19 protein-coding genes are annotated in these 23,417 nt (G+C 68.3%); 5 read left to right on the top strand and 14 right to left on the bottom strand.

All coding sequences use genetic code 11. The features are described from left to right. The first annotated feature begins 234 nt into the window (after positions 1 to 234). The 3 genes from RIB45_RS07445 to RIB45_RS07435 all read left to right on the top strand — a co-directional run bounded on the left by RIB45_RS07445 (position 235) and on the right by RIB45_RS07435 (position 4,943). Entirely contained in the window at positions 235 to 405 is a 171-nt protein-coding gene (locus RIB45_RS07445; protein ID WP_350049615.1) for a hypothetical protein, read from the top strand. 254 nt (positions 406 to 659) lie between these two features. After that, positions 660 to 4,238 (top strand): indolepyruvate ferredoxin oxidoreductase family protein, encoded by a 3,579-nt coding sequence (locus RIB45_RS07440; RefSeq protein ID WP_350049614.1) that lies wholly within the window; start codon positions 660 to 662, stop codon positions 4,236 to 4,238. Between the two features lie 213 nt (positions 4,239 to 4,451). Then, positions 4,452 to 4,943, top strand: a complete 492-nt coding sequence (locus tag RIB45_RS07435) for a GNAT family N-acetyltransferase (RefSeq protein WP_350049613.1) — start codon at positions 4,452 to 4,454, stop codon at positions 4,941 to 4,943. 16 nt (positions 4,944 to 4,959) lie between these two features. On the opposite strand, the gene RIB45_RS07430 is transcribed toward RIB45_RS07435, so the two are convergent. From RIB45_RS07430 to RIB45_RS07365, 14 genes are all read right to left on the bottom strand, one after another. Further along, complete coding sequence (locus RIB45_RS07430) at positions 4,960 to 5,838, bottom strand: alpha/beta hydrolase (RefSeq protein ID WP_350049612.1); 879 nt, start codon at positions 5,836 to 5,838, stop codon at positions 4,960 to 4,962. Positions 5,839 to 5,979: 141 nt separating this feature from the next. Continuing rightward, a complete protein-coding gene (locus RIB45_RS07425) occupies positions 5,980 to 6,903 on the bottom strand; it encodes a methylenetetrahydrofolate reductase (RefSeq protein ID WP_350049611.1) in 924 nt (307 codons plus the stop codon). Between the two features lie 98 nt (positions 6,904 to 7,001). Continuing rightward, positions 7,002 to 9,098: an ASKHA domain-containing protein gene (locus RIB45_RS07420; RefSeq protein WP_350049610.1), complete on the bottom strand. Its 2,097-nt coding sequence runs from the start codon at positions 9,096 to 9,098 to the stop codon at positions 7,002 to 7,004. A 30-nt stretch (positions 9,099 to 9,128) separates the two neighbouring features. Then, entirely contained in the window at positions 9,129 to 10,040 is a 912-nt protein-coding gene (locus tag RIB45_RS07415) for a dihydropteroate synthase (protein WP_350049609.1), read from the bottom strand. 425 nt (positions 10,041 to 10,465) lie between these two features. Next, a complete protein-coding gene (locus tag RIB45_RS07410; RefSeq protein ID WP_350049608.1) occupies positions 10,466 to 11,362 on the bottom strand; it encodes a homocysteine S-methyltransferase family protein in 897 nt (298 codons plus the stop codon). Positions 11,363 to 11,376: 14 nt separating this feature from the next. After that, complete coding sequence (locus tag RIB45_RS07405; RefSeq protein ID WP_350049607.1) at positions 11,377 to 12,411, bottom strand: ArsR/SmtB family transcription factor; 1,035 nt, start codon at positions 12,409 to 12,411, stop codon at positions 11,377 to 11,379. Positions 12,412 to 12,541: 130 nt separating this feature from the next. After that, positions 12,542 to 13,369, bottom strand: coding sequence for a hypothetical protein (locus RIB45_RS07400; RefSeq protein WP_350049606.1), 828 nt, complete (start codon positions 13,367 to 13,369; stop codon positions 12,542 to 12,544). Positions 13,370 to 13,594: 225 nt separating this feature from the next. After that, entirely contained in the window at positions 13,595 to 13,897 is a 303-nt protein-coding gene (locus tag RIB45_RS07395) for a virulence factor (protein ID WP_350049605.1), read from the bottom strand. A 19-nt stretch (positions 13,898 to 13,916) separates the two neighbouring features. Further along, complete coding sequence (locus RIB45_RS07390; protein WP_350049604.1) at positions 13,917 to 14,576, bottom strand: DUF1638 domain-containing protein; 660 nt, start codon at positions 14,574 to 14,576, stop codon at positions 13,917 to 13,919. Positions 14,577 to 14,602: 26 nt separating this feature from the next. Continuing rightward, complete coding sequence (locus RIB45_RS07385; protein ID WP_350049603.1) at positions 14,603 to 15,298, bottom strand: cobalamin B12-binding domain-containing protein; 696 nt, start codon at positions 15,296 to 15,298, stop codon at positions 14,603 to 14,605. A 129-nt stretch (positions 15,299 to 15,427) separates the two neighbouring features. Continuing rightward, entirely contained in the window at positions 15,428 to 16,201 is a 774-nt protein-coding gene (locus tag RIB45_RS07380) for a tetratricopeptide repeat protein (RefSeq protein ID WP_350049602.1), read from the bottom strand. Between the two features lie 43 nt (positions 16,202 to 16,244). Continuing rightward, entirely contained in the window at positions 16,245 to 17,999 is a 1,755-nt protein-coding gene (locus tag RIB45_RS07375; RefSeq protein WP_350049601.1) for a sensor histidine kinase, read from the bottom strand. Between the two features lie 94 nt (positions 18,000 to 18,093). Next, positions 18,094 to 19,260, bottom strand: coding sequence for an acetyl-CoA acetyltransferase (locus tag RIB45_RS07370; RefSeq protein ID WP_350049600.1), 1,167 nt, complete (start codon positions 19,258 to 19,260; stop codon positions 18,094 to 18,096). Positions 19,261 to 19,440: 180 nt separating this feature from the next. Further along, positions 19,441 to 21,645 (bottom strand): adenylate/guanylate cyclase domain-containing protein, encoded by a 2,205-nt coding sequence (locus RIB45_RS07365; protein WP_350049599.1) that lies wholly within the window; start codon positions 21,643 to 21,645, stop codon positions 19,441 to 19,443. 240 nt (positions 21,646 to 21,885) lie between these two features. On the opposite strand from RIB45_RS07365, the gene RIB45_RS07360 reads away from it, so the two are divergent. Next, on the top strand, positions 21,886 to 22,377 hold the full coding sequence (locus RIB45_RS07360; protein WP_350049598.1) for a YbaK/EbsC family protein: 492 nt from the start codon (positions 21,886 to 21,888) through the stop codon (positions 22,375 to 22,377). Positions 22,378 to 22,477: 100 nt separating this feature from the next. Further along, positions 22,478 to 23,332 carry a maleate cis-trans isomerase family protein gene (locus RIB45_RS07355; protein ID WP_350049597.1) on the top strand — a complete coding sequence of 285 codons (855 nt, stop codon included), beginning with the start codon at positions 22,478 to 22,480 and terminating at the stop codon, positions 23,330 to 23,332. Positions 23,333 to 23,417 lie beyond the last annotated feature (85 nt).

Raw genomic sequence — 23,417 nt, 5'->3', positions numbered from 1 at the left:
ATATGTCGTGGGGGAATCCGCGAGGCTTCCCGATGAAGTTGCGCGTCTCGCTGAATGGTTTAGTGTGATTGAACTGCAACGCGCGCCGTCAATTCCACCTGCGACAGCATCGTCGCTGTTGGCCTGCGCGGGTTTGCCCCTATACGCTTAGGGCGGAATGTGGCGAACGTGCGTTGATCATCGGGGCGCGGACGCGATCCCTCGTCGAATGGCTGAATGGAGCGACGTCGGAAGATGACCATTATCGTTGATGAAAAATATCTTAACCTTGTCGAGCCCACGCTCGACGAGACCCAGAAGGTCATCGATCAGCACGTGGAAAACAGCGAAGGCTCGGACCGCGAGTTTCTAAACAAGATGATAGCCGACTTCGAACGCTCATTGCAGTTCTCCAGCGCAGAATAGCCTCCTTTCCTATCCCGCCTCACGTCTAGGGCCGGCCGCCGATCGCAGCATAGGCGGCGCGCGCGCGCTTCCTCTTGCGGCAAATAGGTCAACAATGCTACCCTAACTGCCTTAGGTGGCGGAACGCGCCTATGCGCATTCGATTGTCCGCCGGCGTCGCCGCGCCAATATAAAGATGTGCCCGCTGAACCGGTGCGCCGTGAGCGCCCGGACTTCAGTTTCGACGCTTTACTCAGGAGACGACAGGGTAGGCCATGACGGAGCAAAAGACCCCCGACACGCTGCGCAATCAGCTGGCCGACGTCCGCCTCGACGACAAGTACACGCAGGAACAGGGCCGCATCTTCATCACCGGCACGCAGGCGCTGGTGCGCCTGCCGCTGATGCAGCACGCCCGCGACGCGGAAAACGGCCTCAAGACCGGCGGCTTCATCTCCGGTTACCGCGGCAGCCCGCTCGGCGGGCTCGATCAGCAGCTGTGGAAAGCGCGGAAGTTCCTCGCGGAAAGCGGCGTCCACTTCCAGCCGGGCGTAAACGAGGATCTGGCGGCGACCGCGATCTGGGGCACCCAGCAGGTGGGCCTCTTTCCCGGCGCCAAAGTCGACGGCGTCTTCTCCATGTTCTACGGCAAGGGGCCGGGGATCGACCGCTCGGGCGACGTGCTGCGCCACGCCAACCTCGCCGGCACATCGCCGCACGGCGGCGTGCTGGCGCTGGCCGGCGACGACCACACCTGCAAGAGCTCGACCACCGCGCACCAGACCGAATACGCCTTCATGGACGCGATGATCCCGGTGCTGAGCCCGGCCAACGTCCAGGAGTTCCTGGACATGGGCCTGCACGGCTTCGCGATGAGCCGCTATTCCGGCTGCTGGGTCGCCTTCAAGACGCTGGCCGACACGGTCGACACCTCGGCCTCGGTCTATGTCGATCCGATGCGCCTGCAGACGAAGCTGCCCGACGATTTCGAGATGCCGGAAGGCGGCCTCAACATCCGCTGGACCGGCCATGCGCCGCTGGAGCAGGAGGAGTTGCTCCACAAATACAAGCTCTACGCCGCGCTCGCCTACGCGCGCGCGAACGGCCTGAACCGCACGGTGCTCGATTCGCCGAAGCGGCGGCTGGGGATCGTGACCACCGGCAAAGCCTATCTGGACGTGCTGCAGGCGCTGGACGACCTGCATATCGACGAGGCCTTCGCCAAGGAGCTCGGCGTCTCGATCTACAAGGTGGGCATGCCTTGGCCGCTGGAGCGCGAGGGGATTCGCACCTTCGCCGAAGGCCAGGAGGAGATCCTGGTCGTCGAGGAGAAGCGCGCGCTGATCGAGAATCAGTTGAAGGAGCAGCTCTACAACTGGCGGGCCGACGTGCGCCCGCGCGTCGTCGGCAAGTTCTCGGAGGATCGCAAGGAGCTCCTGCCGGCCTACGGCGAGCTGACGCCCGCGCGCATCGCCCGCGTGCTGGCGAGCCGCCTGCGTCAACTGCCCGGCGGCGACGCGCTGGTGGAGAACAACTCGCATTTCCAGAAGCGGCTCTCCTTCCTCGACGCCAAGGAGCGCTCGCTCGCCGCGCACAAGTCGCCGATCAGCCGCCTGCCCTATTTCTGCAGCGGCTGCCCGCACAACACGTCGACCAAGGTGCCGGAGGGGAGCCGCGCGCTCGCCGGCATCGGCTGCCACTACATGGCGCAATGGATGGACCGGTCGACCTCCACCTTCACCCAGATGGGCGGCGAGGGGCTGACCTGGGTCGGCCAAGCGCCCTTCACGGAGGAAAACCACGTCTTCGTCAATTTGGGCGACGGGACCTATTTCCACTCCGGTCTGATGGCGATCCGCGCGGCGATCGCGGCCAAGGTCAACGTCACCTACAAGATTCTCTACAACGACGCGGTCGCCATGACCGGCGGCCAGCCGCATGACGGCCCGATCGACGTGCCGACCATGGGCGCGCAGGTGATGGCGGAGGGCGCAAAGCGCCTCGTCATCGTCTCGGACGAGCCGGAAAAATATACGACCGGCATGTTCCCGGACGGGACGACGATCCATCACCGCGACGAACTGGACGCCGTTCAGCGCGAGCTGCGTGAGACCGACGGCTGCACGATCATGATCTACGATCAGACCTGTGCGGCCGAGAAGCGTCGCCGGCGCAAGCGCGGCCAGCATCCCGACCCGGCCAAGCGCGTCGTCATCAACGAGCTGGTTTGCGAGGGGTGCGGCGACTGCGGCGTCAAATCCAACTGCGTCTCCGTCGTTCCGAAGGAGACCGAGTTCGGCCGCAAGCGTCAGATCGACCAGTCGAGCTGCAACAAGGACTTCTCCTGCCTGAACGGCTTCTGCCCAAGCTTCGTCACCGTCGAGGGCGGCGAATTGCGCAAGGGCAAGGGCGCTGACCAGGGCGCCGCGCAAGGGGCCGGCGCGGCCGACGTGTTCGAAACCCTGCCCGAGCCTGCGACGGCCGACGTGTCGACCAAGCCCTTCGGCATCCTGCTGACCGGCGTCGGCGGCACCGGCGTGGTCACGATCGGCGCGCTGATCGGCATGGCCGCGCACTTGGAGGGAAAGGGCTGCTCCGTCCTCGACATGGCGGGTCTGGCCCAGAAGGGCGGCGCGGTGACCAGTCACATCCGCGTCGGCGAAAGCCCGGAGCAGATTAAGGCCCTGCGCGTCGCCGCCGGCGGCGCCGACCTGATCCTCGGCTGCGACATCGTCGTCGCCGCCGGCGCGGATGCGATGGGCAAGGCCGACCGCGGCCTGACCCGCGCCATCATCAACACCCACCAGACGGTGACCGGCGACTTCACCCGCAATCCGGACTGGAAGTTCCCGCTGAGCGAGATGGAGGCCGTCATCGCCGAAGAGGTGGGCGAGGACGCCGCCCATTTCGTTGAGGCGACCGACCTGGCCGAGGCGCTGATGGGCGACAGCATCGCGACCAACCTCTTCATGGTCGGTTACGCCGCCCAGAAGGGCCTGCTCCCGGTGACGTTGTCGGCGATCGAGCGGGCGATCGAGCTGAACGGCGTCGCGATCGAGGCGAACAAGCGGGCGCTCCTGTGGGGCCGCCGCGCGGCCCACGACCTGGAGGCCGTGCGCCGCATCGTCGCCCGCGCGAACGAGGCCGCCCAGCCGGCGCAGGCGGAGGGCCAGAGCGCCGGCTTCGCCAAGACGCTGGAGGACATCGTCGCCAAGCGGGTGGATTTCCTGAAGGCTTATCAGGACGACAAGCTGGCCAGACGATATAAGGACCTCGTGGACCGCGTGGTGACCGCTGAAGCGCGCGCGAAGCCGGGATCGGACGACCTCTCGAAGGCGATCGCGCGCTATTACTTCAAGCTGCTCGCGATCAAGGACGAGTACGAGGTGGCGCGGCTCTACACCGACGGCTCCTTTGAGCGCATGGTCCGCGACAAGTTCCAGGGCGACTACAAGCTGAAGTTCCACCTGGCCCCCCCGATCGGCGCGCCGCGCGATCCCCAGACCGGCCGCCTGATCAAGAAGCAGTTCGGCCCCTGGATGATGCCGGCCTTCCGGGTGCTGGCGAAGATGAGGGGCCTGCGCGGCACGCCTTTCGACCTCTTCGGCTACACCGACGAGCGCAAGATGGAGCGCCGCCTGATCGCGGAGTACGAGGCCGTGATCGACGAGATCCTGACGAGTCTCTCCGCCGCCAATCACGAGGCGGCGGTCGAACTCGCCTCGATCCCGGAGCATATCCGCGGCTACGGGCATGTGAAGGAGCAGCATGTGGAGACCGCCAAGGCGAACGAAGAACTGCTGCTTGAGCGCTTCCGCAACCCGCAGGCCGCAGCGCCCGCGGCGGCGGAGTGAGGGCTTCGGCCGCTGCGCAGGTTCGGGCCGCTCTCGGGAGCGCCTGACAGACCCGAGATCGTCCCGGGCGGCCGCAAGGCCGACCAGGGGTCTCGCGAAAGGCGCACGGACGACGAGACCCGAACGCTCCGCCGCGGGCGGGGCGGGGCGACGACCGCCTGGTCCTGTGCGACGCTCTTGGCTTGTCCCCCGCGGCTCGGCATGATCCGCGCGATGTCGATCGCCGTCCGCCCCGCCCGTTCCGACGACCGCCCGACGCTCGTGCGCTTCATGGGCGCGCTGCAGGATGTCGAGCGCGCCCTTCATCCCGACAGCCGCCTCCCCGGCGCCGACATGGCCGAGGCGCACACCGCCTATCTGCTGGAGGAGGCGGAGACGCCCGGCGGCTTGGTGCTGCTGGCCGAGGAGCCGGAGACCGGCCGCGCCGTCGGCTTCCTGATCGCCTATGAGGAGGCCCAGGAGGGGATCTATCTGACCCCGCCCTTTGAGCGCATCGGCTGGGTCTCGGACCTTTACGTGGAGGAGGCCGCGCGCGGCGGCGGCGCGACGGACGCGCTCCTCGCCGCGGCGGAGGCGCATTTCCGCGCCCGCGGGATCACGCGGCTGTTGCTGAGCTATCTCGTCGGCAACGAGGCGGCCGCGCGGGCCTACGCAAAGCGCGGCTTCGCGCCCTATGAGACGGTGCTGGCGAAACCGATCGATTGATCTGCGCGCCCCGCCCTCAAAGCCCCTTGATCCAGGCCGCCAGGCGATCGGTCAGGGGGTCGTCGCTTTCCTCGAAGACGTGGGACAGGGCGAGGAGCGGGCCGATATGACCTTCCTCGGCGCGCAGCGAAAGTTCGACCGGCACCCCGACGGCGCGCAGACGGTCCGCCAGCTTTTCGCTGTTTATCGGATAGACGGTGCCGTCCTCCGCCCCGTGGATGATGTAGGCGGGCGGATCGTCCGCGCTGGCGTAAAGCGCGGGACGCCCGCGTTCGGGATCGTCGGCGACCGGGGCGAAGACCGGTCGGGTCGTTCTGTATTCCTGCGGATCGATATAGACCGGCCCGGCGATCGAGATCAGTCCCGCGCGCGTCGCCGGATCGACGCCGGCGCCCTCAAGATAACGCGGCTCCAGGGCCAGCGCCGCGGCGGTATGCGCGCCGGCGCTGTGGCCCATGACCACGAACCGCGACGGCAGACCGTGCGCCGGGGCCATCTCAAGCAGCCGCTTCGCCGCCAGCCCGGCGTCCTCCGCGAAGGTCGGATAGCGGATTTCCGGAAAGACGCGATACTCCGCCACGGCGATCGGGACGCCGCGGCTGGCGAAGGCCTGGCCGATGAAACGATAGCCGTCCTTGCCGCCGCGCCGCCAGGAGCCGCCGTGGAAGAAAAGGACCGGCGGCGCGTCGCTCATCCGACCTTCCGGCGGCAGATAAAGATCGAAGCGCATGCGCGGGTGGTCGCCGTAAGCCACGTCCCCAACCAGCCGATAGCCCTCGTCCGGCGTCAGCGCGTCGAGCGCCTTCAAGGGCGAACAGGCGCCGAGCGCCAGACCGGCGCTCAACAGCGCCGCCGGCGCGGCGATCAGTCTGGAAAGGCGGGGAATCGGTTTCACGCTTGGCTATACGCCACGGCGGGCGGAGCGGATCAAGGCGCGGCGTTTCGGGTTACTCAGAAATTCCCGACAGGCTCAGACGGTCGGACGTCGAGCCCCCGCCCCGCCCTTCGCCCTCTGAAGGGGAGAGGGCGACGGGCCTTAATCAGCCGCGTAGTCCGTCTTGAACCCGCCTTTGCGGCCCAGCTCGATCTTGCCGTCCTGCACGCCGTAGAGCCATGCGGCGGACTTCTTCAGGCCGCCCAGCGGATAAAGGTGGCATTGACGGACGCCGAACTCCGGATTGCGGGCGCGCTCGGCCGCCAGGTCGCGGACCAGCGTATCCGGCTCACGCACCGTCATCAGCTTGGTGATGTTGGCGGCCTGACGGGTCAGCACGCGCATGGAGTTGCCGATGCCGCACTGCTGCGCATGCTTCAGCAGCGTCTTGATGGTCGCCAGGCCCGGGATGCCGATATGGATCGGAAGCTCGTTGCCCACCTGCTCGCGCAGGCGGCGGTCCCATTCGATGATCGGCGCGGCCTCGAAGCAGAACTGGGTGGCGATGTACATCGCCATCCCGCTCTCCTTGGCGAAAGCGTTTTTCTCGCGGATCGCGCGGTCGCACTCGGCGGGCGAGATGTCGGGACTGCCCTCCGGATGGCCGGCGACGCCCAGCTTCTTGATGCCGTATTTCTCGAACAGGCCGGTCTTGAGGACCTGCATGCTCTCGGTGAACTCGCCGACCGGATTGTCGACGCCGCCGCCGATCAGGAGCGCCTCGTCGATGTCGCACTCCGCTTGCAGCATGGCGAGGTTCTCCTCCAGGAAGCTCTTGGAGGGGATGGAGCGCGCGGCGAAATGCGGCACCGGGCGCATGCCCTGGGCCTTAAGCTTCTTCACCGTCGTCACCGTGTCCGCGAAATCGGAGCCCGGCAGGAACGTGACGTAGACGGTCTGCCCCTCGCGCAGGAGCGCCCGGAAGTCGTCGATCTTGGCCGCGCCGTTGGGCGTGACCTCCAACGAGCAGGTGCTCATGAAATCGACGATCTGCTCGACTTCGCTCATCGCTCTCACTTCCGTCATCGGGGCTGGCTCCCAAGCGCGGCGCGGCTGCGCCTCATCTCCGTGGGGTCTTTAGGTACGCGTCAAGCCGACGCCGGACGTGCGCAGGTGCGACCTGTTCAGCCGCGCCGACGACGCCGACGCCGACCGCCCTCGGCGCCGTCGTCCGATTCGCCGCCCTTGGCGGCGATCTTGCGTTCCGGCAATTGGACGGCCGCGCGCAGCTTGGGGAACGGCGCGCTCTTGTGCGGGAAGGCCATGGCGCCGACGAAATGCTCCTGAAAGCGCGGCTCGACGGCGGTCTCGATCTTCTCGATCGCGCGCACCGTGCGGCGAATCTCGTCGCGCGCCTTGCGATTGAGCAGCGCGATGCGCGCGCCGGTGCCGGCCGCGTTCCCGACCGACTGCACCCGATCCAGTTCGCAATCGGGCACGAGGCCTAGGATCATCGCGTATTTCGGATCGATGTGGCTGCCGAAAGCGCCGGCGAGGACGACGCGCTCCGGCGGCCGGCCGACCTTGTCGACCAGCAGCTGCGCGCCCGCATAGAGCGCCGCCTTCGCCAGCTGGATCGCGCGGACGTCGGCTTGCGTCACCCGGATTTCGGGGTTCTTCCCGTCCGGGCGGCTCAGAATGTAGGAGAAGGTTCGCCCCTCGGCGACGACCCGTTCGCTCTTGGCTGCGAGCGCGCCGTCGATCACGCCGTCCTCGTCGATGATTCCGGCGAGATACATCTCCGCCAGCACCTCGATGATGCCGGAGCCGCAGACTCCGGTGACGCCGACCTTGCGCGCCGTCTCCGCGAAGCCTTCCTCGTCCGACCAATGGTCGCCGCCGATCACCTTGAAACGGGGCTCCAAGGTCTCCGGATTGATCCGCACCCGCTCGATCGCACCGTTGGCGGCGCGCTGACCGGCCGAGATCTGAGCGCCTTCCAACGCCGGCCCGGTGGGGCTGGAGCAGGCGAGGAGCCGCTCCTTGTCGCCGTAGACGATCTCGGCGTTGGTGCCGACGTCGACGATCAGCGTCAGTTCGTCCCGCAGCTGCGGGGCCTCAGACAGCACGACGGCGGCGGCGTCCGCTCCGACATGGCCGGCGACGCAGGGCAGGAAATAGGCGCGCGCGCCGGGATTGACCTTGCCGTCGAGCCCGATCTGGCTCGCCCAGACGCGCAAAGCCTCGTTGGTGGCCAGCGCGAACGGGGCCCATCCCAGCTCGGTCGGGTCGATGCCCAGCATCAGGTGATGCATGATCGGATTGCCGACGAGCGTCAGCTCCAGGATGTCGTTCGGCTCGATGCCGGCCTCGGTCGCGGCCTGAACCAGCAGGAAGCCCAACGTCTCCTGCACGGCCGCCGTCATTTCCTTATCGCCGCCGGGGTTCATCATGACGTAGGAGACGCGGCTCATCAGATCCTCGCCGAAACGGATCTGCGGGTTCATCGCGCCGACCGAGCTTACGACCTCCCCGGTCTGCAGGTCGGTCAGATGGACCGACATGGTGGTGGATCCGATATCGACCGCGCAGCCGAACGCCTTGTCGTGGAAGCCGGGCCACGTGTAGACCAGCTTGTGGCCGTTTCGCACGGCCGCCGTCACCGTCCAGTCGCCTTGGCGCAGCGACTTCTGCAGCGTCTGCAGCACCGGCAGGTCGGCCCGGTCGACGGTGATGCCCCACTGCTCCTGCAACGCCGTCTCCAGGCGCTCCAAATCGCCGGAGGGGTGATGCATGTCGGGCTCCTGCACCTCGACATAGTGCAGCTTCACGATCGGATCGATCTCGATGTTGCGCACTTCGGCGCGCTTGCGCACCACCTGACGGTGGACTTGGCTGTCCGGCGGCACGTCGACCACCAGGTCGCCCAGAATCTGCGCCGAGCAACCGAGCCGCCGCCCTTCCTTCAGCCCGCGCTTGTCAGCGTAGCGCGCCTCAACCTTGGTGGTGTCGGAAATGCAGCCGGGCTGGCTCTTGACCTTGAATTTAGGGTAGTCGCCGAAGCCGGGAACGACCTGGCACCGCCCGCAGATGCCGCGCCCGCCGCACACGGAGTCGAGATCGACTCCCAGCGTGCGCGCGGCCTGCAGAATCGGCGTGCCGACTGGAAAGTCGCCGCGCTTGCCCGACGGGGTGAAGACGACGTGGGCGGTCTTCGCCGACGCCGCTTTCGCCCCCTCGATCTCCTCGCGCTCGCCTTCAACCGTCTCAGGATCGGCCATGGCGTGGCGGCTCCTTATGCGACGACCGGATCAGGCCACGCGACGACGACGGCGCTCGCGCCCGCCGCGCGCGCCGCCGGCTTCCTCGCCCTCCGCGGCCGGCTCCCGAAAACGGCGGATCCAAGCGCCGCAATCCTTGTCGTGACCGGCGATCACGTCGGCGCCCCAGACTGCGTGCATCTCCTGCTCGTGCAACGGGTTCATGATGGCCGTCGTCATGCCGGCCCCGATCGCCATCGACAGGAAGGCGGCGTTCAGGCCGTGCCGGTTCGGCAAACCGAAGCTCATGTTGGACGCGCCGCAGGTGGTGTTCACCTTAAGCTCGCTGTTGAGCCGCCGGATGAGGGCGAGCGCGCCCTTGCCCGCGTTGCCCAAAGCCCCGATCGGCATGACCAGCGGATCGATGACGATATCCTCGCGCGGGATGCCGTAATCGGCCGCATGCTCGACGATCTTCTTCGCCACTTCAAAGCGGACGTCCGGATCTTCGGAAATGCCGGTCTCGTCATTCGAGATGCCGACCACCGCGCAGTTGTACTTCTTGACCAGAGGCAGGACGGCCTCGAGGCGCTCTTCCTCGCCGGTGACCGAGTTGAGAAGGGCCTTGCCCTGATAGACCTCGAGGCCGCGCTCCAGCGCCTCGACGATCGAGCTGTCGATGGCGAGCGGCACGTCGGTCAGCGACTGCACCAGCTGGATGGTCTTGGCCAGGATGTCCGGCTCGTCCGCCAGCGGAATGCCGGCGTTGACGTCCAGCATGTGCGCGCCCGCAGCCACCTGGGCAAGCGCGTCGCGCTCGACCGTCTCGAAGTTGTACTCCTTCATTTCGGCGGCGAGCTTCTTGCGGCCCGTCGGGTTGATGCGCTCGCCGATCACCGTGAAGGGGCGGTCGAAGCCGATGATGTGGGTCTTGGTGGCGGAGCTGACGACGGTCTCAGTCATGGCGGCGGTTCCCCGGGCTGCAAGTCAAGGGTCGACGCGGAAAATCCCGCGCCGATCGCCTGCAGATTTAAAAGAGGGGGACGCCGACCGAATGCCCGACAACGCCCATTACCGTCGAACGAGCGTCATCGCTTGAGGGCCGCGGCCGCGGTCGAACGGTCCGCGCTTTCTCGGAGACGCCCCTGCCCGGCGGATCGCGACGGGGGGATCGCGACGGGGGATCGCGACGGGGGATCGCGACGAGGGATCGCGACGGGGGATCGCGACGGGGGATCGAAAGGGGGGCGAGCTCCCGGGACGGCCTGGCCGCCGTCCGGGATGACGGGCTTTTTCGACAGGGCGGGAGCCCCAGGCCCTCCCGCCCCCATAGATTTCCGCCGCCCCCCCCTCCAGAGGGCCGCCACGCACTCAGCGTGAGGGGCGTCTCAGCCCTTCACCTCCTCCTCGACCAGCGTGGCGGAGCCGGAGGTCTTCGCGATCTCCCGCGGGAAGCGGGTCCAGCTGGAGGCGGGCTGGTAATCGTCGATCGGCGCGTTGTCGCGCAGCCAGCCGAGGACCGGGCGGAAGTTGTCCTCCGCGCGCTCGCGCAGCATGCGGTCGATGATCTTCGTGTCCTCGGCCGTCGCGCCGCCGCCGATCAGGTTGACCCGCCCGTCGGCGACTGCGGCGTCGAGCCAGGCGCTCTTCTTCGCCTCGCCCGGCCGGTAGCGCACGACGCCGTCGGAGGCGTCCACCGTGCGCGGGCCGAAATGCGGGCCGGTCTCGATCGACTGCAGGAAGATCGCGGTCTCGGAATTGAGCGCCGCCCGCGCGCGCCGCGCGCCCGAGAGCATCGCCTGGATGCGCCCGACGCCCGGCAGCACGTCCAGCAGCACGCCGTCGACGCCGCCGGCGATCAGCCCCTGGACCTGGACGTCGACCGCGCCCTCCACCTTACCCGGGCTCTCGTCCCAGCCGTCGTCGCGTACGAGGCCGAGGACGAAGCGCCGCCGTCCGCGGCCGGGCACGCTGTCGACCGCCTCGGCCGCCGCCTGGGCTGCGTGATAATTCACGATGAAGGCTTCCTCCGCCATGCCGTGGGCGGCCAGCGACAGCGGGTTGGCGCGCAGCGTGTTGGTGCGGATGATGTCCGCCCCCGCCTCCAGGAAGGCCTTGTGCGCCTGACGCACCAGATCGAGACGCGAGAGGTTCAGCGCCTCGTAGAGATCCTGTTGGCCGAAGAAGTCGCGGTTCGGATCGACGTCGGCGCCGCGCAGACTGCGCGCGACCGAACCGTCGGCGAGATTGATGCGGTGCACGAGGGATTCGCGGATGGTGCGCATGGGATTAGCCCTCCTCAGGCGTTGACGGCGCGCAGGGAGCCCGCGCCCGCGGCGGCCGGCTTTTCGCCGGCCCATAGGCAGACCGTCAGCGGCCCGCCCTCCAGTTTCTCGACCGGACGCGCGGCGAGCCCGGCGCCCTCAAGCCATCGGCTCACATCCTGCGCCGCGAAGCCTGGCCAGCGATGCTGGTGTTCGGCCCGCAGTTCGGCGAGGTTGTGCGCTTCGAAATCGATAACCACCAGCCGCCCGCCCGGGGCCAGCACGCGCGCGGCCTCCTCGAGCGCGCGGCCTGGATCCTCCGCATAGTGCAGCACCATGTGGATGCAGGCGCTGTCGAAGGCGTCATCGGGGAACGGCAGTTGGTACATGTCCGCTTGGCGAACCTGGCAGTGCTTCAGATGGGCGCGGTCGACCGCAGCGCGGGCGACGGACAGCATCGCGGACGACTGATCGACGCCGATCGCCTTGTCGGCGCGCGGCCCGAGCAGCTCGACCACCCGGCCGGTGCCGGTTCCGATATCCAAAAAACGGCCGATCGATCGGCCGCCGTCCTGATCGGCGAAGGCCCGCACGAGCGCCTGATTCACCTCCGTCTCGTCGACATGCAGCGCGCGGATGCGATCCCACTGCGCGGCGTTGCGGGCGAAGTAGTCTTGCGCGGCGCGTTCGCGCTCCGCCTTCACCGCCTCGAGACGCTCCAGGTCGCGGGCGATCGTGCGATCGTCCTCAGGCAGCAGATCGATGACCGCCTCGGCGAACCGGCCGACAGCCGCCTGACGGCGCGCGGCGCGGTCGCTCGACGCGCCGCCGTCCGCCAGGCGATAGCGCGCCCAGTTGCCTTCCTGATAACGGGAGAGCAGACCCGCCTCGACCATCAGCTTCAAGTGACGGGAGACCCGCGGCTGGCTCTGCCCCAGGATGCGGACGAGTTCGGAGACCGTCAGTTCGGCGTGCGCGCACAAGGCCAGAATCCGAAGCCGGGTCGGCTCCGCGGCGGCGCGCATTCCCTGCAGCAATTCGTCCATGACGGCCTCACAGGCTGTTTCCAAGACATATAACAATATCTTTATATCGTTTTGTCAACGGGGATTCCCGCTCAAAAGATTGGGGGAGCGCCGAAACGGCGCGCGGCGCCGTGAGGACTGTCAGGGATTGGAAGAAAAAGGCTAGAGAGAGGCGTCAGGGCCGCGGCGAAGGCGCCGCCGGGGGCAGGTTCTGGCGCGCGCGCACGGTCTCGTACCAATGGTCATAGGTTTGATAGGCGCGCTTCAAGGCGGGGTCGGGCCGCTCCGCCTTGCGGCCCATGTGGTCGACGCCGAAATACTCCGCCATCAGCCAACGCTCCCGATAGATCGCGCTGAGGGAGAGATAGGCCGCCGCGATCCCGCGCGAGCCCATGGCGTTCAAGTCCTGCAACAGCCGCTCGTTGGAGGGCCACCAGGCGGGCGGCGGAGGCGGATGTTCCGCCCCTGCCGCACGGGAGTGGCGCAGCGCGGCGGTGTCGATCGCGCGGATCATGCTGAAATGCACGCCGACCAAGGCGTAGTCGGCCTTCTCGAAGCCGACCTGACGCGCCTTCAGCAGCATGCGATAGCCGCGCTCGCGCACGCCGGGCTGCTTCGTCGGATCGCGTTCGAAGCCGAAGACGACCCCGCCGTGCCACAGAAAATAGCCGAGAGTGTAAAGCCCCAACGGCTCGGTCCAATGATGATTGCGGCGTTCCACTTCCAGGAAGCATTCCTTGGCGCGCGCGCGCCAATCGGCCTCCGGCTCGTCCGCGCCCTGCGGCACGGACCAGGCGAACTCCCCCACCCCGCCCCAGCCGTGACGCTCGACGTAGGACCAGAATTGATCGAAGTCGCCCTGGAACAGGCGCTGGTGCCGCTCGCCGCAGCGCGCGGGCTCGAAGCCCACGGGCGCGGGCGGCGGGCCGTCCGGCCCGGAATGGGCGTGCAGCAACGACGCGCCGAAGACAAGCGCGAGCGCGAGACCGCCTAGGGGTCGCAAGAGCCGCCCTGAGTTCATCCTGCAAGCATCGGGCGACTCGGGGCGGCGCTGCAAGGACCCCGTGGGCCGGGGCCTGTTGAGGGAAGGGCGCGCGCCGATGTCGGGACGCCGGCTCGCCGCTCGGCCTCGGCCGGGACGGGTCCCGATTGGAAAAGACTAGGCGCCGCCGTGCCGGCGCGTCGCCAAGCCAAATCGGGATCTCGCAGACGGCGCGCCGCCGCCCGGCTATCCCGCCCGGCCGCCGTTCTCCACCAACGCTTTCAGCCGCGTCTCGTCATATTCGGCCTCCAGCGCTGCGGCGGCCTTCTCGGCCTCCGCCTCCAGATCGTCGGAGACCGTCACCGGATCGGCCTTGCGCCACTCCGCGAGGTAGTCGTCGGTCGAGCGCGCCTCGCCGCGCATCGCCGCCCGGTCGATCGCCTTCTCGAAGCGTTCGTCGAGCACGCGCTTCACTTGCTCGCGTCGGCCCTTCTTGACGATGACCTGGGCGGGAATGTCGCGCCAATACACGGTGATGAGATCAGCCATTGTCTCTCCTTCCCTCCAGTCAGGTCGGGGCGGTCTCGGCGAGGAAGTCCGCCAGTTCGCCGTAGCCGGTCCGGCGTTTTTCATAGGCGAGGCCGAGACGCTCGGCCGCCGCCTGGGCGGCCGCGTCCAGCGCCGGGTCGTCGATCTGCGCCAGATAGACGAGGCGCGTGTAATTGCCGAACATCATCGAGAGCAGTTCGGGATGCCGGTCGAGTTTCATGCCCTTGACCACCAGCGTCTCGAAATGCCGGGCGAGATAGTCGGTAAGATAAAAGGTCCCCGGCTCGGCCTCATGCAGCGCCTCGAAGTCCGGCTGGCCGGCGAAGAAGGCGTAGCAGTGCGGGCCGGCGAGACGCTCGCCCCCCTCCTCCGCCAGGACGCGATCGAGCGCGCCGCCCGTCCCGCAATCGGCGTAGCCGATCCAGATCCTGGCGTAGCGATCCCGGTTGGCGCGGATCTTCTCGCGCACGCGCTCCGGAATTTTCTCCGGCCGATTGTGCAACTCCGCCGGCAGGCAGGTCAGATCGAGGTGGGTCCAGCCGTTGAGACGGATCAGCGCCAGGATCTCGCGCGCCAGCGCGCCGCAGGCGATGACGAGTTGATCGGCCGACCCGGTGCGGCGTTCCGGCGCCGCCTCCGGCGCCGGACGTTCCAAATCATGCAGGCTCTCGGACGCCATAATGCGCCCTCTTGCGAAACCCCGGCTCAGGCCGACTGGTTGTGCTTGCGCACCATGATCTCTTTGGCGGTTTCGACCGCCACGGCGGCGTCGCGGCAATAGGCGTCGGCTCCGACCTCGCGCGCAAACTCCTCGTTCAGCGGCGCGCCGCCGACCAGTACGACGTAGTCGTCGCGCACGCCCTGCTCCTTCATCGTGTCAATCACGACCTTCATGTAGGGCATGGTCGTCGTCAGCAGCGCCGACATGCCGAGGATGTCCGGCTTGTGCTTCTCCAGCGCCTCCAGATAGTTCTCGACCGGGTTGTTGATGCCGATATCGATCACCTCGAAGCCGGCGCCCTCCATCATCATGGAGACCAGGTTCTTGCCGATGTCGTGGATGTCGCCCTTGACGGTGCCGATGACCATCTTGCCCTGCGGGGGCGCGCCGGTTTCGGCCAGCAGCGGGCGCAAAATGTTCATGCCGGCCTTCATCGAATTGGCCGCCATCAGCACTTCGGGCACGAACAGGATGCCGTCGCGGAAATCGACGCCGACGATGCGCATGCCTTCGACCAGCGCCTCGGTGAGGATGCGGTAGGGGGGCCAGCCGCGCTCCAGCAAGATGTTCACGCCCTCGGTGATCTCGTCGGCGAGACCGTCATAGAGGTCGTCCCACATCTGCTCGACCAATTCCTGGTCGTCCAACTCGCGAAGATCGAGATCGTCTTCTTCGGCCATGGCCTTCTATCCCCTAAAGCGTGGGGCCGGCGGTCCGATCGCCGGCCGTGTTCACCGGGGCCGTACGCTATGTCTTCCCCGACGCGACACTCCCGCCCGCGCGACCGAATTTATCCATCGCGCGACCCGTCACGAACGACGCCGCCGCATCTGGGCCAGGACGTCGTGCGCCTGTTTCAATTTCTGCGCCTCCGCCCTCTGAGCATCGCTCATTTGCGCCTCAAGTTTTCTCAGAAGCGAAGCGGCGTCGACGTTTCCCTGCTCGGCGGCGCGCGCGAGCCAGGCCCAAGCCTCCACCGGATCGACCGGCGTTCCGACGCCGGTCGAATGCAGCTCCGCCAGCGCCAGCGCCGCGCGGGAAACGCCGGCGAGCGCCGCCTGTTCGTACCAGCGGATCGCGGCGCGCAGATCGCGCGGGCCGCCGCGCCCCTCCTGCAGCATCAACGCCAAATTGTACTGCGCCTCCTTCAGGCCCGCCTCGGCGGCCGTCTGGTAAAGCGCGCGGGCGCCGCGCGGATCAGGCGGGCCGCCGACCCCTTCTTCGCGCATCACGGCGAGCTTGTACTGCGCCGGCGGATAGCCGGCCTCGCCCGCGCGGGCGAACCACTCGCGCGCGGCGGCCGGCTGCGGACCCGATTGGCCGATCAGCCCCTGTTCGTGCATCAGGCCGAGATAGAATTGCGCGCGCGCGTCGCCGGCCTCCGCCCGGTCCCGGTAGCGCTGAACGACGAAGGGCGGCGCCTCCTCAAGCGTGCGACCGTCCAGGTATAGCTGAGCCGCCGCCGGCTGCGACGGGGCGAGCGTCGTCGGCGCGGCCAGCGTCAAAGCCGGCGCCGCGAGGCTGAGAGCCCGTCCGATGCGACGGGCGGCCGTCAGGAAGGCGGTTACGGACCCGCGCGGCATCGACCGACCTTGAAGCTGTTGAACCCCGCGTCTTGGGCGGACCTTAAGCCGATTCCTGCGAGGCGTCGATAGCGCGCGGCGCAGACGGCAGCGTGCGCTCGGGCGGGAAAGTGATGGTGAAGCGGGCGCCCGCCATCTCGGCGCTGTCGATCTCCAGCGCGGCGTCGTGGTTGCGCAGCAGCAGACGCACAAGCGCCAGGCCGATGCCGAGCCCCCCGTGTCGACGGTCGATGTCCGCTTCGCCCTGTTCGAACGGGACCATCATCTGATCGATCCGCGCTTGGTCCATGCCGACCCCGTCGTCGGCGACGACAAGGCGCAAGCGCGTCGCGCCGTCGGCGTCCTCGACCGTCTCCAGCGAGGCGCGCACGGCCCCGTTGGCGGCGGTGAACTTGACGGCGTTGTCGATCAGATGACGCACCATCTGCCGCAGCCCCCGATCGTCGCCAAGCAGCCGCGGCGCATTCGCCGGCGCGGAGACGTGAAGCGCGACCCCCTTGTCCTCGGCGCGGGCCTGGAAACCGCGCGCGACCGTATCCAGCACATAAGCGAGGTCGACCGCATCCTCCTCATGCGCGCCGACCTCGCTCTCAAGGCGGGTGTAGTCCAGCAGATCGTCGACGATCTGGTTCAGGGCCTTGCCCTCCTCGTGGATCTGTTCGGCGAACTCTCGGTATTTCGACTGGCCCAGCGGCCCCAGCTTCTCTTCGCGAAGGAAGGAGGCGAACCCGATGATCGCATGCAGCGGCGAGCGCAATTCGTGCGAGACGTTGGCGAGGAATCGGGACTTGGCCGCGCTCGCCGTTCGCGCCTCCAACTCGGCGGCGCGGGCGTCGCGCTCCTTGCCCTGGATGTCGCCCAGCGCGCGCTCCAGCTGCTCGGCGGTCTTGATCGTGCGCCGCACCAACATCGCGGCCAGCAGCCCCATCAACAGCATCGCCGCCAGCACGGGCGCGATCACCTGCTTCAGCAGCTCGGTCCCCGGCTCGGGCGCATTCCAGCCGACGCCGCCGATCGTCTCTCCGCTCGCGGCCTGCAACGGCAGCCAGGCGTTGCAGTCGGGATCGATCCGCCGCTTCAAGACCATTTCACCGACCTGAATCTGCTCGGCCAAGCCGGCCAGATAGTCGTCGTCGATGCGCTGCAGAAAAGCGAGCACGGGACGCGGGCGGGCGATCAGGGCGTCGCCGGTCGGATTCTCCGGCGTCAGGGCGGCGAGGCCGACCGCATAGACCTCGTCGCGCCAGCGGATCAGGCCGGTCGCCGCCTCCGCCTCCGCCATCGAGGCCGCGCGCGCCCTGCGGACCAGCGCGGCGAAGCCCGGGCCCAGCGCCGCGCGGTCCGCCGCGATCGGCTCGCCGTCCAGCACGGCGTAGATCGGCTCGTCGCGGACGCCGAGGACGATGGTGGCCGAAACGCCGTAGGTGACGTTCATCCAGAGGCCGACATTTTCCGCCGCCCACTCGGGATCGAAGCGCTCGATCAAGTTCTCAAGCGCGGCGTCCCACCAGGCGTTGTCGACGGCCTGTCGGCCGAGCTGGTCGCGCGTGCGCTCCAAGGCGGCGGCGACGCGCTTTTCCGAGGTCTCGATGGAAAGGCGGTTCTGACCGAGCACGCCGAGATAGATCAGGGCCCCGACCAAGGCGGCGACCGTCACGCCGAGCGCGAGGCTGATCGCCGCGGCGCGACGTTTGATACGGCGCGTCGCGGTTTCGATCGTCGCGCCGTTCAGCGTCGGCCCGGGCGCAGCGCCCGCCGGTTCACCCGCTTCATCCGCCAAGGGCCCGCCCTGCCGCATAAGCCGCTCCCGGGACCGTTGATACGCCCGCACGGCCCGCACGTCCAGAGCGCCGGTCCTTCCGTCGGGGTTGGGTCCGGCGGCGCGGCGGCTTTCACCGCAAGGCTTGCAGGATCGAGCAATAGTTGGCGACGCCGGCGCCGCCCATGTTGAAGACGCCGCCGATCTCGGCCCCGTCCACCTGCATGCCCCCGGCTTGCCCGCGCACCTGCATGGCGGCGAGTGCATGCATCGAGACGCCGGTCGCGCCGATCGGATGACCTTTCGCCTTCAGACCCCCGGAGGCGTTGATCGGCAGGCGGCCGTCCTTCTGCGTCGCCCCGTCCAACACGGTCTTCGCCCCCTCGCCGGGCGCGGCGAGGCCCATCGCCTCGACCTGCATCAATTCCGCGATGGTGAAACAGTCGTGCGTCTCGACGAAATCGAGATCGTCTAGGGCGAGCTTGGCGCCCTCCAGCGCCTTCTCCCAGGCGCGCGCGCAGCCGTCGAGGTGCGTCATGTCGCGCTTCGACATCGGCAGGAAGTCGTTGACCTGCGCCCGCGATCGGATCGCCACCGCTTTCTTGGACGCGAGCGCCGCGTCGCCGTCGCGCATAACCAGCGCCGCCGCCCCGTCGGAGACGAGCGAGCAGTCCGTGCGCTTCAGCGGGCCGGCCACCAGCGGGTTCTTCTCGGACGGATGGCGGCAGAAATCGAAGCCTAGATCCTTGCGCATCTGGGCGTAGGGATTCTCGCAACCGTTCTTGTGGTTCTTGGCCGCAATGGCGGCGAGGGCGTCGCTCTGGTCGCCGTATTTCTGGAAATAGCCGTTGCAGATCTGGCCGAAGACGCCGGCGAACCCGCCTTCGGTCTCAGCCTCTTCCTTCACATAGGAGCATTGCAGCAGGATGCCGCCGATCTCCGGCCCGGGCGTGGCGGTCATCTTCTCGACCCCGATCACCAGCACGGTGCGACCCTGCTTGGCCTCCAGGAAATTGGCCGCCTGATGCACCGCCGCCGAACCGGTGGCGCAGGCGTTCTCAAGCCGGGTCGCAGGCGCGTAGCGCAGACCGGGGACCGCGTTCATCACCAGGGAAGAGCCGAAATCCTGCCGCGAGAAGCCGCCGTTGTACCAACCGAGATAGACGGCGTCGATTTCTTCCGGCGCGACCTCGGCGTCGGCCAACGCGTCGGCGGCGACCCGGCCGATCAAGGCCTCTACGTCGTCGCCTTCCAGTTTGCCGAACGGCGAGTGGCTCCAACCGACGATGCAGGCGGTCATGGCGCGGGCTCCTCTTGGCTGCGGTGTCCGAGACCGTCTTCTAGCAGGCGGGTCGGAGGCTGTCATGCGGCGGGAGGGGGAACGCGCGGCGGCTCGATTTGCGAAAGCGCCTGGCCGCCCGGGACGGATAGTCGTCCGCCGTCGGCCCGGCCTAGATCCGGGCCGGTCGAGGCGTTCCCCTCATCCCGTCGCTTGGGCGCGCTCTCCGCTGTCGCGCGGGCTCTTGCGGCGCGGGCGGCTCACCTGCCAGATCGGCTGCGGCTCCTTGAAGCCCTTCAGCGGAAACCGGCCGAGCTCGTAGAACTGCATCGCCCCGCCGTCGCACAGCTCGCGGATGTTGTCGGAGACGGCGATCTGGCCGCCCTTGGCTTTGCTCATCACCCGCGCGGCGAGATTCACCGGGGTGCCGAAGATGTCGCCGGATTCGTGGATCGGTTCGCCCGCGCTCAGGCCGATGCGCACTTCGAAGGCGAGGTCAGGCATCATCTGAGAGAAGCGGGCGAACCCCTCCTGCATGGCCAGCGCCGCCTCGGCGCCGCCCGGCACGGTCGGGAAGCTCGCCATGATCCCGTCGCCGGTGTGCTTGATCTCGCGCCCGCCGAAACGGTTGATCGCCTCGCGCACGATGTCGTTGTGGGCGCGCAGGACGTCGTACATCCAGCGGTCGCCGTTGGTCTGCTGCAATTCGGTCGAGTTCACGATGTCGGTGAACAGCACGGCGACGAAGCCAAGCGGGGCGTCCTCCTCGCCTGCGCCTTTCTTTTTCGGCGGCGAGTCATAGTGCTTCGAGTCGGGGTGACCCCCGGATTGGGCGCTTTGCTCGGCCGCCGCGGGATTGCGCCAAGCCTCGACCGCCGCGCCGAGACCGGTGTCCTCCGCCGCGCCCTTGACGGCGCGAAGCGCGCTCGCCCGGCCGGCTGCGTACATGTCGAAATAGCGCTGATCGAGCAGATATTCGTCGATGTTGGCCGCGAAACCCCGCGCGTGCTGTTTGGAGGCCCCGAGCTTCTCGATCTCCACCGACAGCATGTCCACCAGTTGCTTGTGCGCCACGCCGGCCCGGCGCGCGAAGGTTTCGGCCGCGCCGGCCAGGAACAGGATCATGCCGAACCGCAGATAATTGTCCTGTTGCAACAGCTTGCCGAACAGCGTCTGCGCTTCGCGCACCAAGGACGCCAAGCCGTGCTTGACCAGGCTCGGACCGGTCAGGGTCGCGAGATCGCCGCCTGCCGGCTCGCGCTCGGGCTCTGGTTCCGGCTCGGGCTCGGGCTCGGGTTCCGGCTCGGGCTCGGGTTCGGGTCGCTGATTTGATGCGGAGTCCGGTTCGAGCTCGGGCTGCGGTTCCCGCTCGGGCTCAGGCTCAGGCTCAGGCTCGAGCTCGGGCTCGGGCTCGGGCTCGGGCGAGAGGTCGGCGGCGAGATCCTGCGCCAAGCTTTTCAGATCGTCCTTCGGCGGCGGGGCGCCGGCCTGATCCGCGCCTCCCTCCGGACCCGCCTCTGCGTTCCCCTTTGCAGCGCCGTCCGCCGCCTTTTCGGGCGTCGGACCGCCCGGCGCGTCGGCGGCCTTCATCGCCGCCGCCTCGGCGGCGAGCGCTTTCTGCGCGGCGTCCATCTCCCGCCGCCCGGACGGCGGTTTGGCGGCGCGCACCGGCTCGGACGCCGTCGGATCCTCCGAGGGACGCCGTCGCGCGCGCGCCGACTTGATCGCGCGCCGCAACATCGGGAAGAAGATCGACGCCCAGCCCAGCCCCCAGCCGCCGATCAAAAGGATTTGGTTGATCGTCCGGTCGAAGGTGACGCCGGCCTTCGACAACCCTTGAAGGCCGTAAAACACGATCACGCCGACGCCCGTTCCGATGAGGCAGCCGGCCAAAAACGCGAACGCGATGCGCAGCACGAGTTGCGCGGTGTCCACATCTTCGTCGTCGTCGGCCTTCGCGGCCTTCGGCGGCGCGGCCAACGGCCGGCTGCGCCCTTCCTTCTCCGTCGTCTCGCTTTTGGCGAGCCGCTCGGCGCGCTCTTTCTTCGCCCCCTCGATCCGCTTGCGGGCCTCGGTGTCGGCGTTCGCGGCCGCCGAGCCTGGCGGCGCGGCCGCGCTAGGCGCGCGGGACTTGGCGCTCTGGCTTGGGTCGGGCGCGCCGGAGGTGATGAAGTCGACCGGCGGCTTCGCCTTCATCGTCGGCGTGTGATAGATCACCGATTCGCTGGCGCTGTTGGTGGCGCTGTCGAAACTTTCGCGGATGACGCAGGCGGCCTTGAACTGCCCGGTGTCAAGCCGTTTGGCTTCCTCGATCGCCTCTTCGCGCTGACTGTGGTCGAAGCGCGCGTGGATCTGCCAGCGGCCGTTCTGCATGTAGTAGACTTCGAAGGAGAGCGAGCGCGCCATAAATCAGCGCCCTCCGGACCGGTTCGACCGCCCGAGGGCGCACAACGCCGCCGCGCGGCGCGTCAAAGCGCCCGCGTCCGCTCGATGGTTCGCCGACCGGTTCCGCAGCAGCATGCCGTCCCCTTCACCCCGCACCGCACCCTTTCGCTGCGAGGCCCGCCGCATAGTATATCGAAGTTCGTCCACGATAGTGGCGAAAAGCTTTTGCCGAATGGTTAAGACAGCTTGGAGCGACCGCCGATGCCCGACGCCCCCGCCCTGAAACCCGCCGCCAAACGGCTGCAGGAGGCGCTCGACGCCTTCGGCCTCGACCTCAAGGTGATCGAGTTCCCGGCCTCTACCCGCACTTCCGAGGAGGCGGCCGAGGCGATCGGCTGCTCCGTGCGGCAGATCGCAAAATCGGTCATCCTGCGGGGCAAGCGGACCGACCGCCCGATCCTGGTGGTGGCCAGCGGCGTCAATCGCGTGGACGAAAAAAAGGTCAAAGCGCTGATCGGCGAGAAACCCGGCCGCGCGGACGCGGATTTCGTGCGCGCGCGCACCGGCTTTGCGATCGGCGGAGTGGCCCCTGTCGGCCATGCGGAGGCGCCCGTCACGCTGCTCGACCGCGATCTCGCCGACTTGGAGGAAATCTGGGCCGCCGCCGGCACGCCGAACGCCGTCTTCCGGCTGACGCCGGATCAGCTGGCGCGGATCACCGGCGGCCAATGGGTCGACGTGCGTCAGGAGTGACGAGGGCGCTGATGATCAGGACGCGGTCGTTTTTGTGAGATTGCGCGTCCGCGGCGCTGTTAGACTTTCGGCCTGCACCGATCGAGCGTGGGAGGCCCGAATGCGCGATCACCCCGACCAGAACGCCGCCGCCGGCGCCGGCGATCAAAGCGCCGCAGCCCGCCGCGAGGTGCCGCGCGTCGACCGCCGCGCCATGCCGGCGACGCTGGCGCCCCCGCTCGGCTGGGCGGCGCGCCTCGGCCTCATCGTGCTGGCGAGCGATCACACGATCGAATACGAGTGGCGCGAGATCATCGAGCGCGCGGCGTTGGCCGAGGGCGGGCGCGAGTCGGTCGCCGTCTACTGCGCGCGCATCGCCAACGATCCCTCCATCTCGGCCGAGACCCTGACCGACATGGAGCGGCGCCTGACCGACAGCGCGGATCTGCTGCTGCCGGGCGTGCCGTTCGACGTCATCGCCTACGGCTGCACCTCGGCCTCGATGCTGATCGGCTCCGACCGGGTGGCCGCGCAGATCCACCGCGCGCGCCCGGGCGTGTCGGTCACTGACCCGGCCGCGGCGACCTGCCGGGCGTTCGAAGCGCTGGGCATCGATCGGCTGGCGATGCTGACCCCCTACATCCCCGACGTGAACGCGCAGATGCGCCAGGGCTTCATGGCGCGCGGCTTCTCGATTCCCGTGATGGGCTCCTTCGGCCTGCAGAGCGACAATGACGCGGCGCGCGTCGACGCCCCGTCGCTCGCCGCCGGGGTGCGGGAGCTCGGCGCCGACCCGGAGGTGGAGGGGGTGTTCGTCTCCTGCACCTCGATTCGACTGGCCGATCAAGCGGCCGCGCTGGAGGCGGAGATCGGCAAGCCGGTCGTCTCTTCCAACCTTGCGCTCGCCTGGGACGCCTTGCGGCGCGCCGGCGTCGACGCATCGCTGCCGGGCTACGGCAGACTGTTCACGCTGTAAGGCGTCACGGTTCCCTTGCAATGTCGGGCGTCAGATCCCGTTAACGTATTATTCAGTAATGCGGACTAATCCTTTCGGCTGATAG

The organism is Marivibrio sp., assembly GCF_040218065.1.
Lineage (GTDB): Bacteria > Pseudomonadota > Alphaproteobacteria > UBA8366 > Aestuariispiraceae > Marivibrio.
The sequence above is the reverse complement of the archived record's forward strand: the minus strand, read 5'-3'. Positions and strand labels throughout refer to the sequence as shown.

Bases quoted from the DNA above. Each gene is read 5' to 3' on its own strand.
- RIB45_RS07370 (WP_350049600.1), bottom strand. From the start codon at position 19,260: ATGACCGCCTGCATCGTCGGTTGGAGCCACTCGCCGTTCGGCAAACTG.
- RIB45_RS07375 (WP_350049601.1), bottom strand. From the start codon at position 17,999: ATGCGGCAGGGCGGGCCCTTGGCGGATGAAGCGGGTGAACCGGCGGGC.
- RIB45_RS07355 (WP_350049597.1), top strand. From the start codon at position 22,478: ATGCGCGATCACCCCGACCAGAACGCCGCCGCCGGCGCCGGCGATCAA.
- RIB45_RS07410 (WP_350049608.1), bottom strand. From the start codon at position 11,362: ATGCGCACCATCCGCGAATCCCTCGTGCACCGCATCAATCTCGCCGAC.
- RIB45_RS07365 (WP_350049599.1), bottom strand. From the start codon at position 21,645: ATGGCGCGCTCGCTCTCCTTCGAAGTCTACTACATGCAGAACGGCCGC.
- RIB45_RS07385 (WP_350049603.1), bottom strand. From the start codon at position 15,298: ATGGCCGAAGAAGACGATCTCGATCTTCGCGAGTTGGACGACCAGGAA.
- RIB45_RS07420 (WP_350049610.1), bottom strand. From the start codon at position 9,098: ATGGCCGATCCTGAGACGGTTGAAGGCGAGCGCGAGGAGATCGAGGGG.
- RIB45_RS07445 (WP_350049615.1), top strand. From the start codon at position 235: ATGACCATTATCGTTGATGAAAAATATCTTAACCTTGTCGAGCCCACG.
- RIB45_RS07395 (WP_350049605.1), bottom strand. From the start codon at position 13,897: ATGGCTGATCTCATCACCGTGTATTGGCGCGACATTCCCGCCCAGGTC.
- RIB45_RS07380 (WP_350049602.1), bottom strand. From the start codon at position 16,201: ATGCCGCGCGGGTCCGTAACCGCCTTCCTGACGGCCGCCCGTCGCATC.
- RIB45_RS07360 (WP_350049598.1), top strand. From the start codon at position 21,886: ATGCCCGACGCCCCCGCCCTGAAACCCGCCGCCAAACGGCTGCAGGAG.
- RIB45_RS07425 (WP_350049611.1), bottom strand. From the start codon at position 6,903: ATGACGGAAGTGAGAGCGATGAGCGAAGTCGAGCAGATCGTCGATTTC.
- RIB45_RS07435 (WP_350049613.1), top strand. From the start codon at position 4,452: ATGTCGATCGCCGTCCGCCCCGCCCGTTCCGACGACCGCCCGACGCTC.
- RIB45_RS07440 (WP_350049614.1), top strand. From the start codon at position 660: ATGACGGAGCAAAAGACCCCCGACACGCTGCGCAATCAGCTGGCCGAC.
- RIB45_RS07415 (WP_350049609.1), bottom strand. From the start codon at position 10,040: ATGACTGAGACCGTCGTCAGCTCCGCCACCAAGACCCACATCATCGGC.
- RIB45_RS07390 (WP_350049604.1), bottom strand. From the start codon at position 14,576: ATGGCGTCCGAGAGCCTGCATGATTTGGAACGTCCGGCGCCGGAGGCG.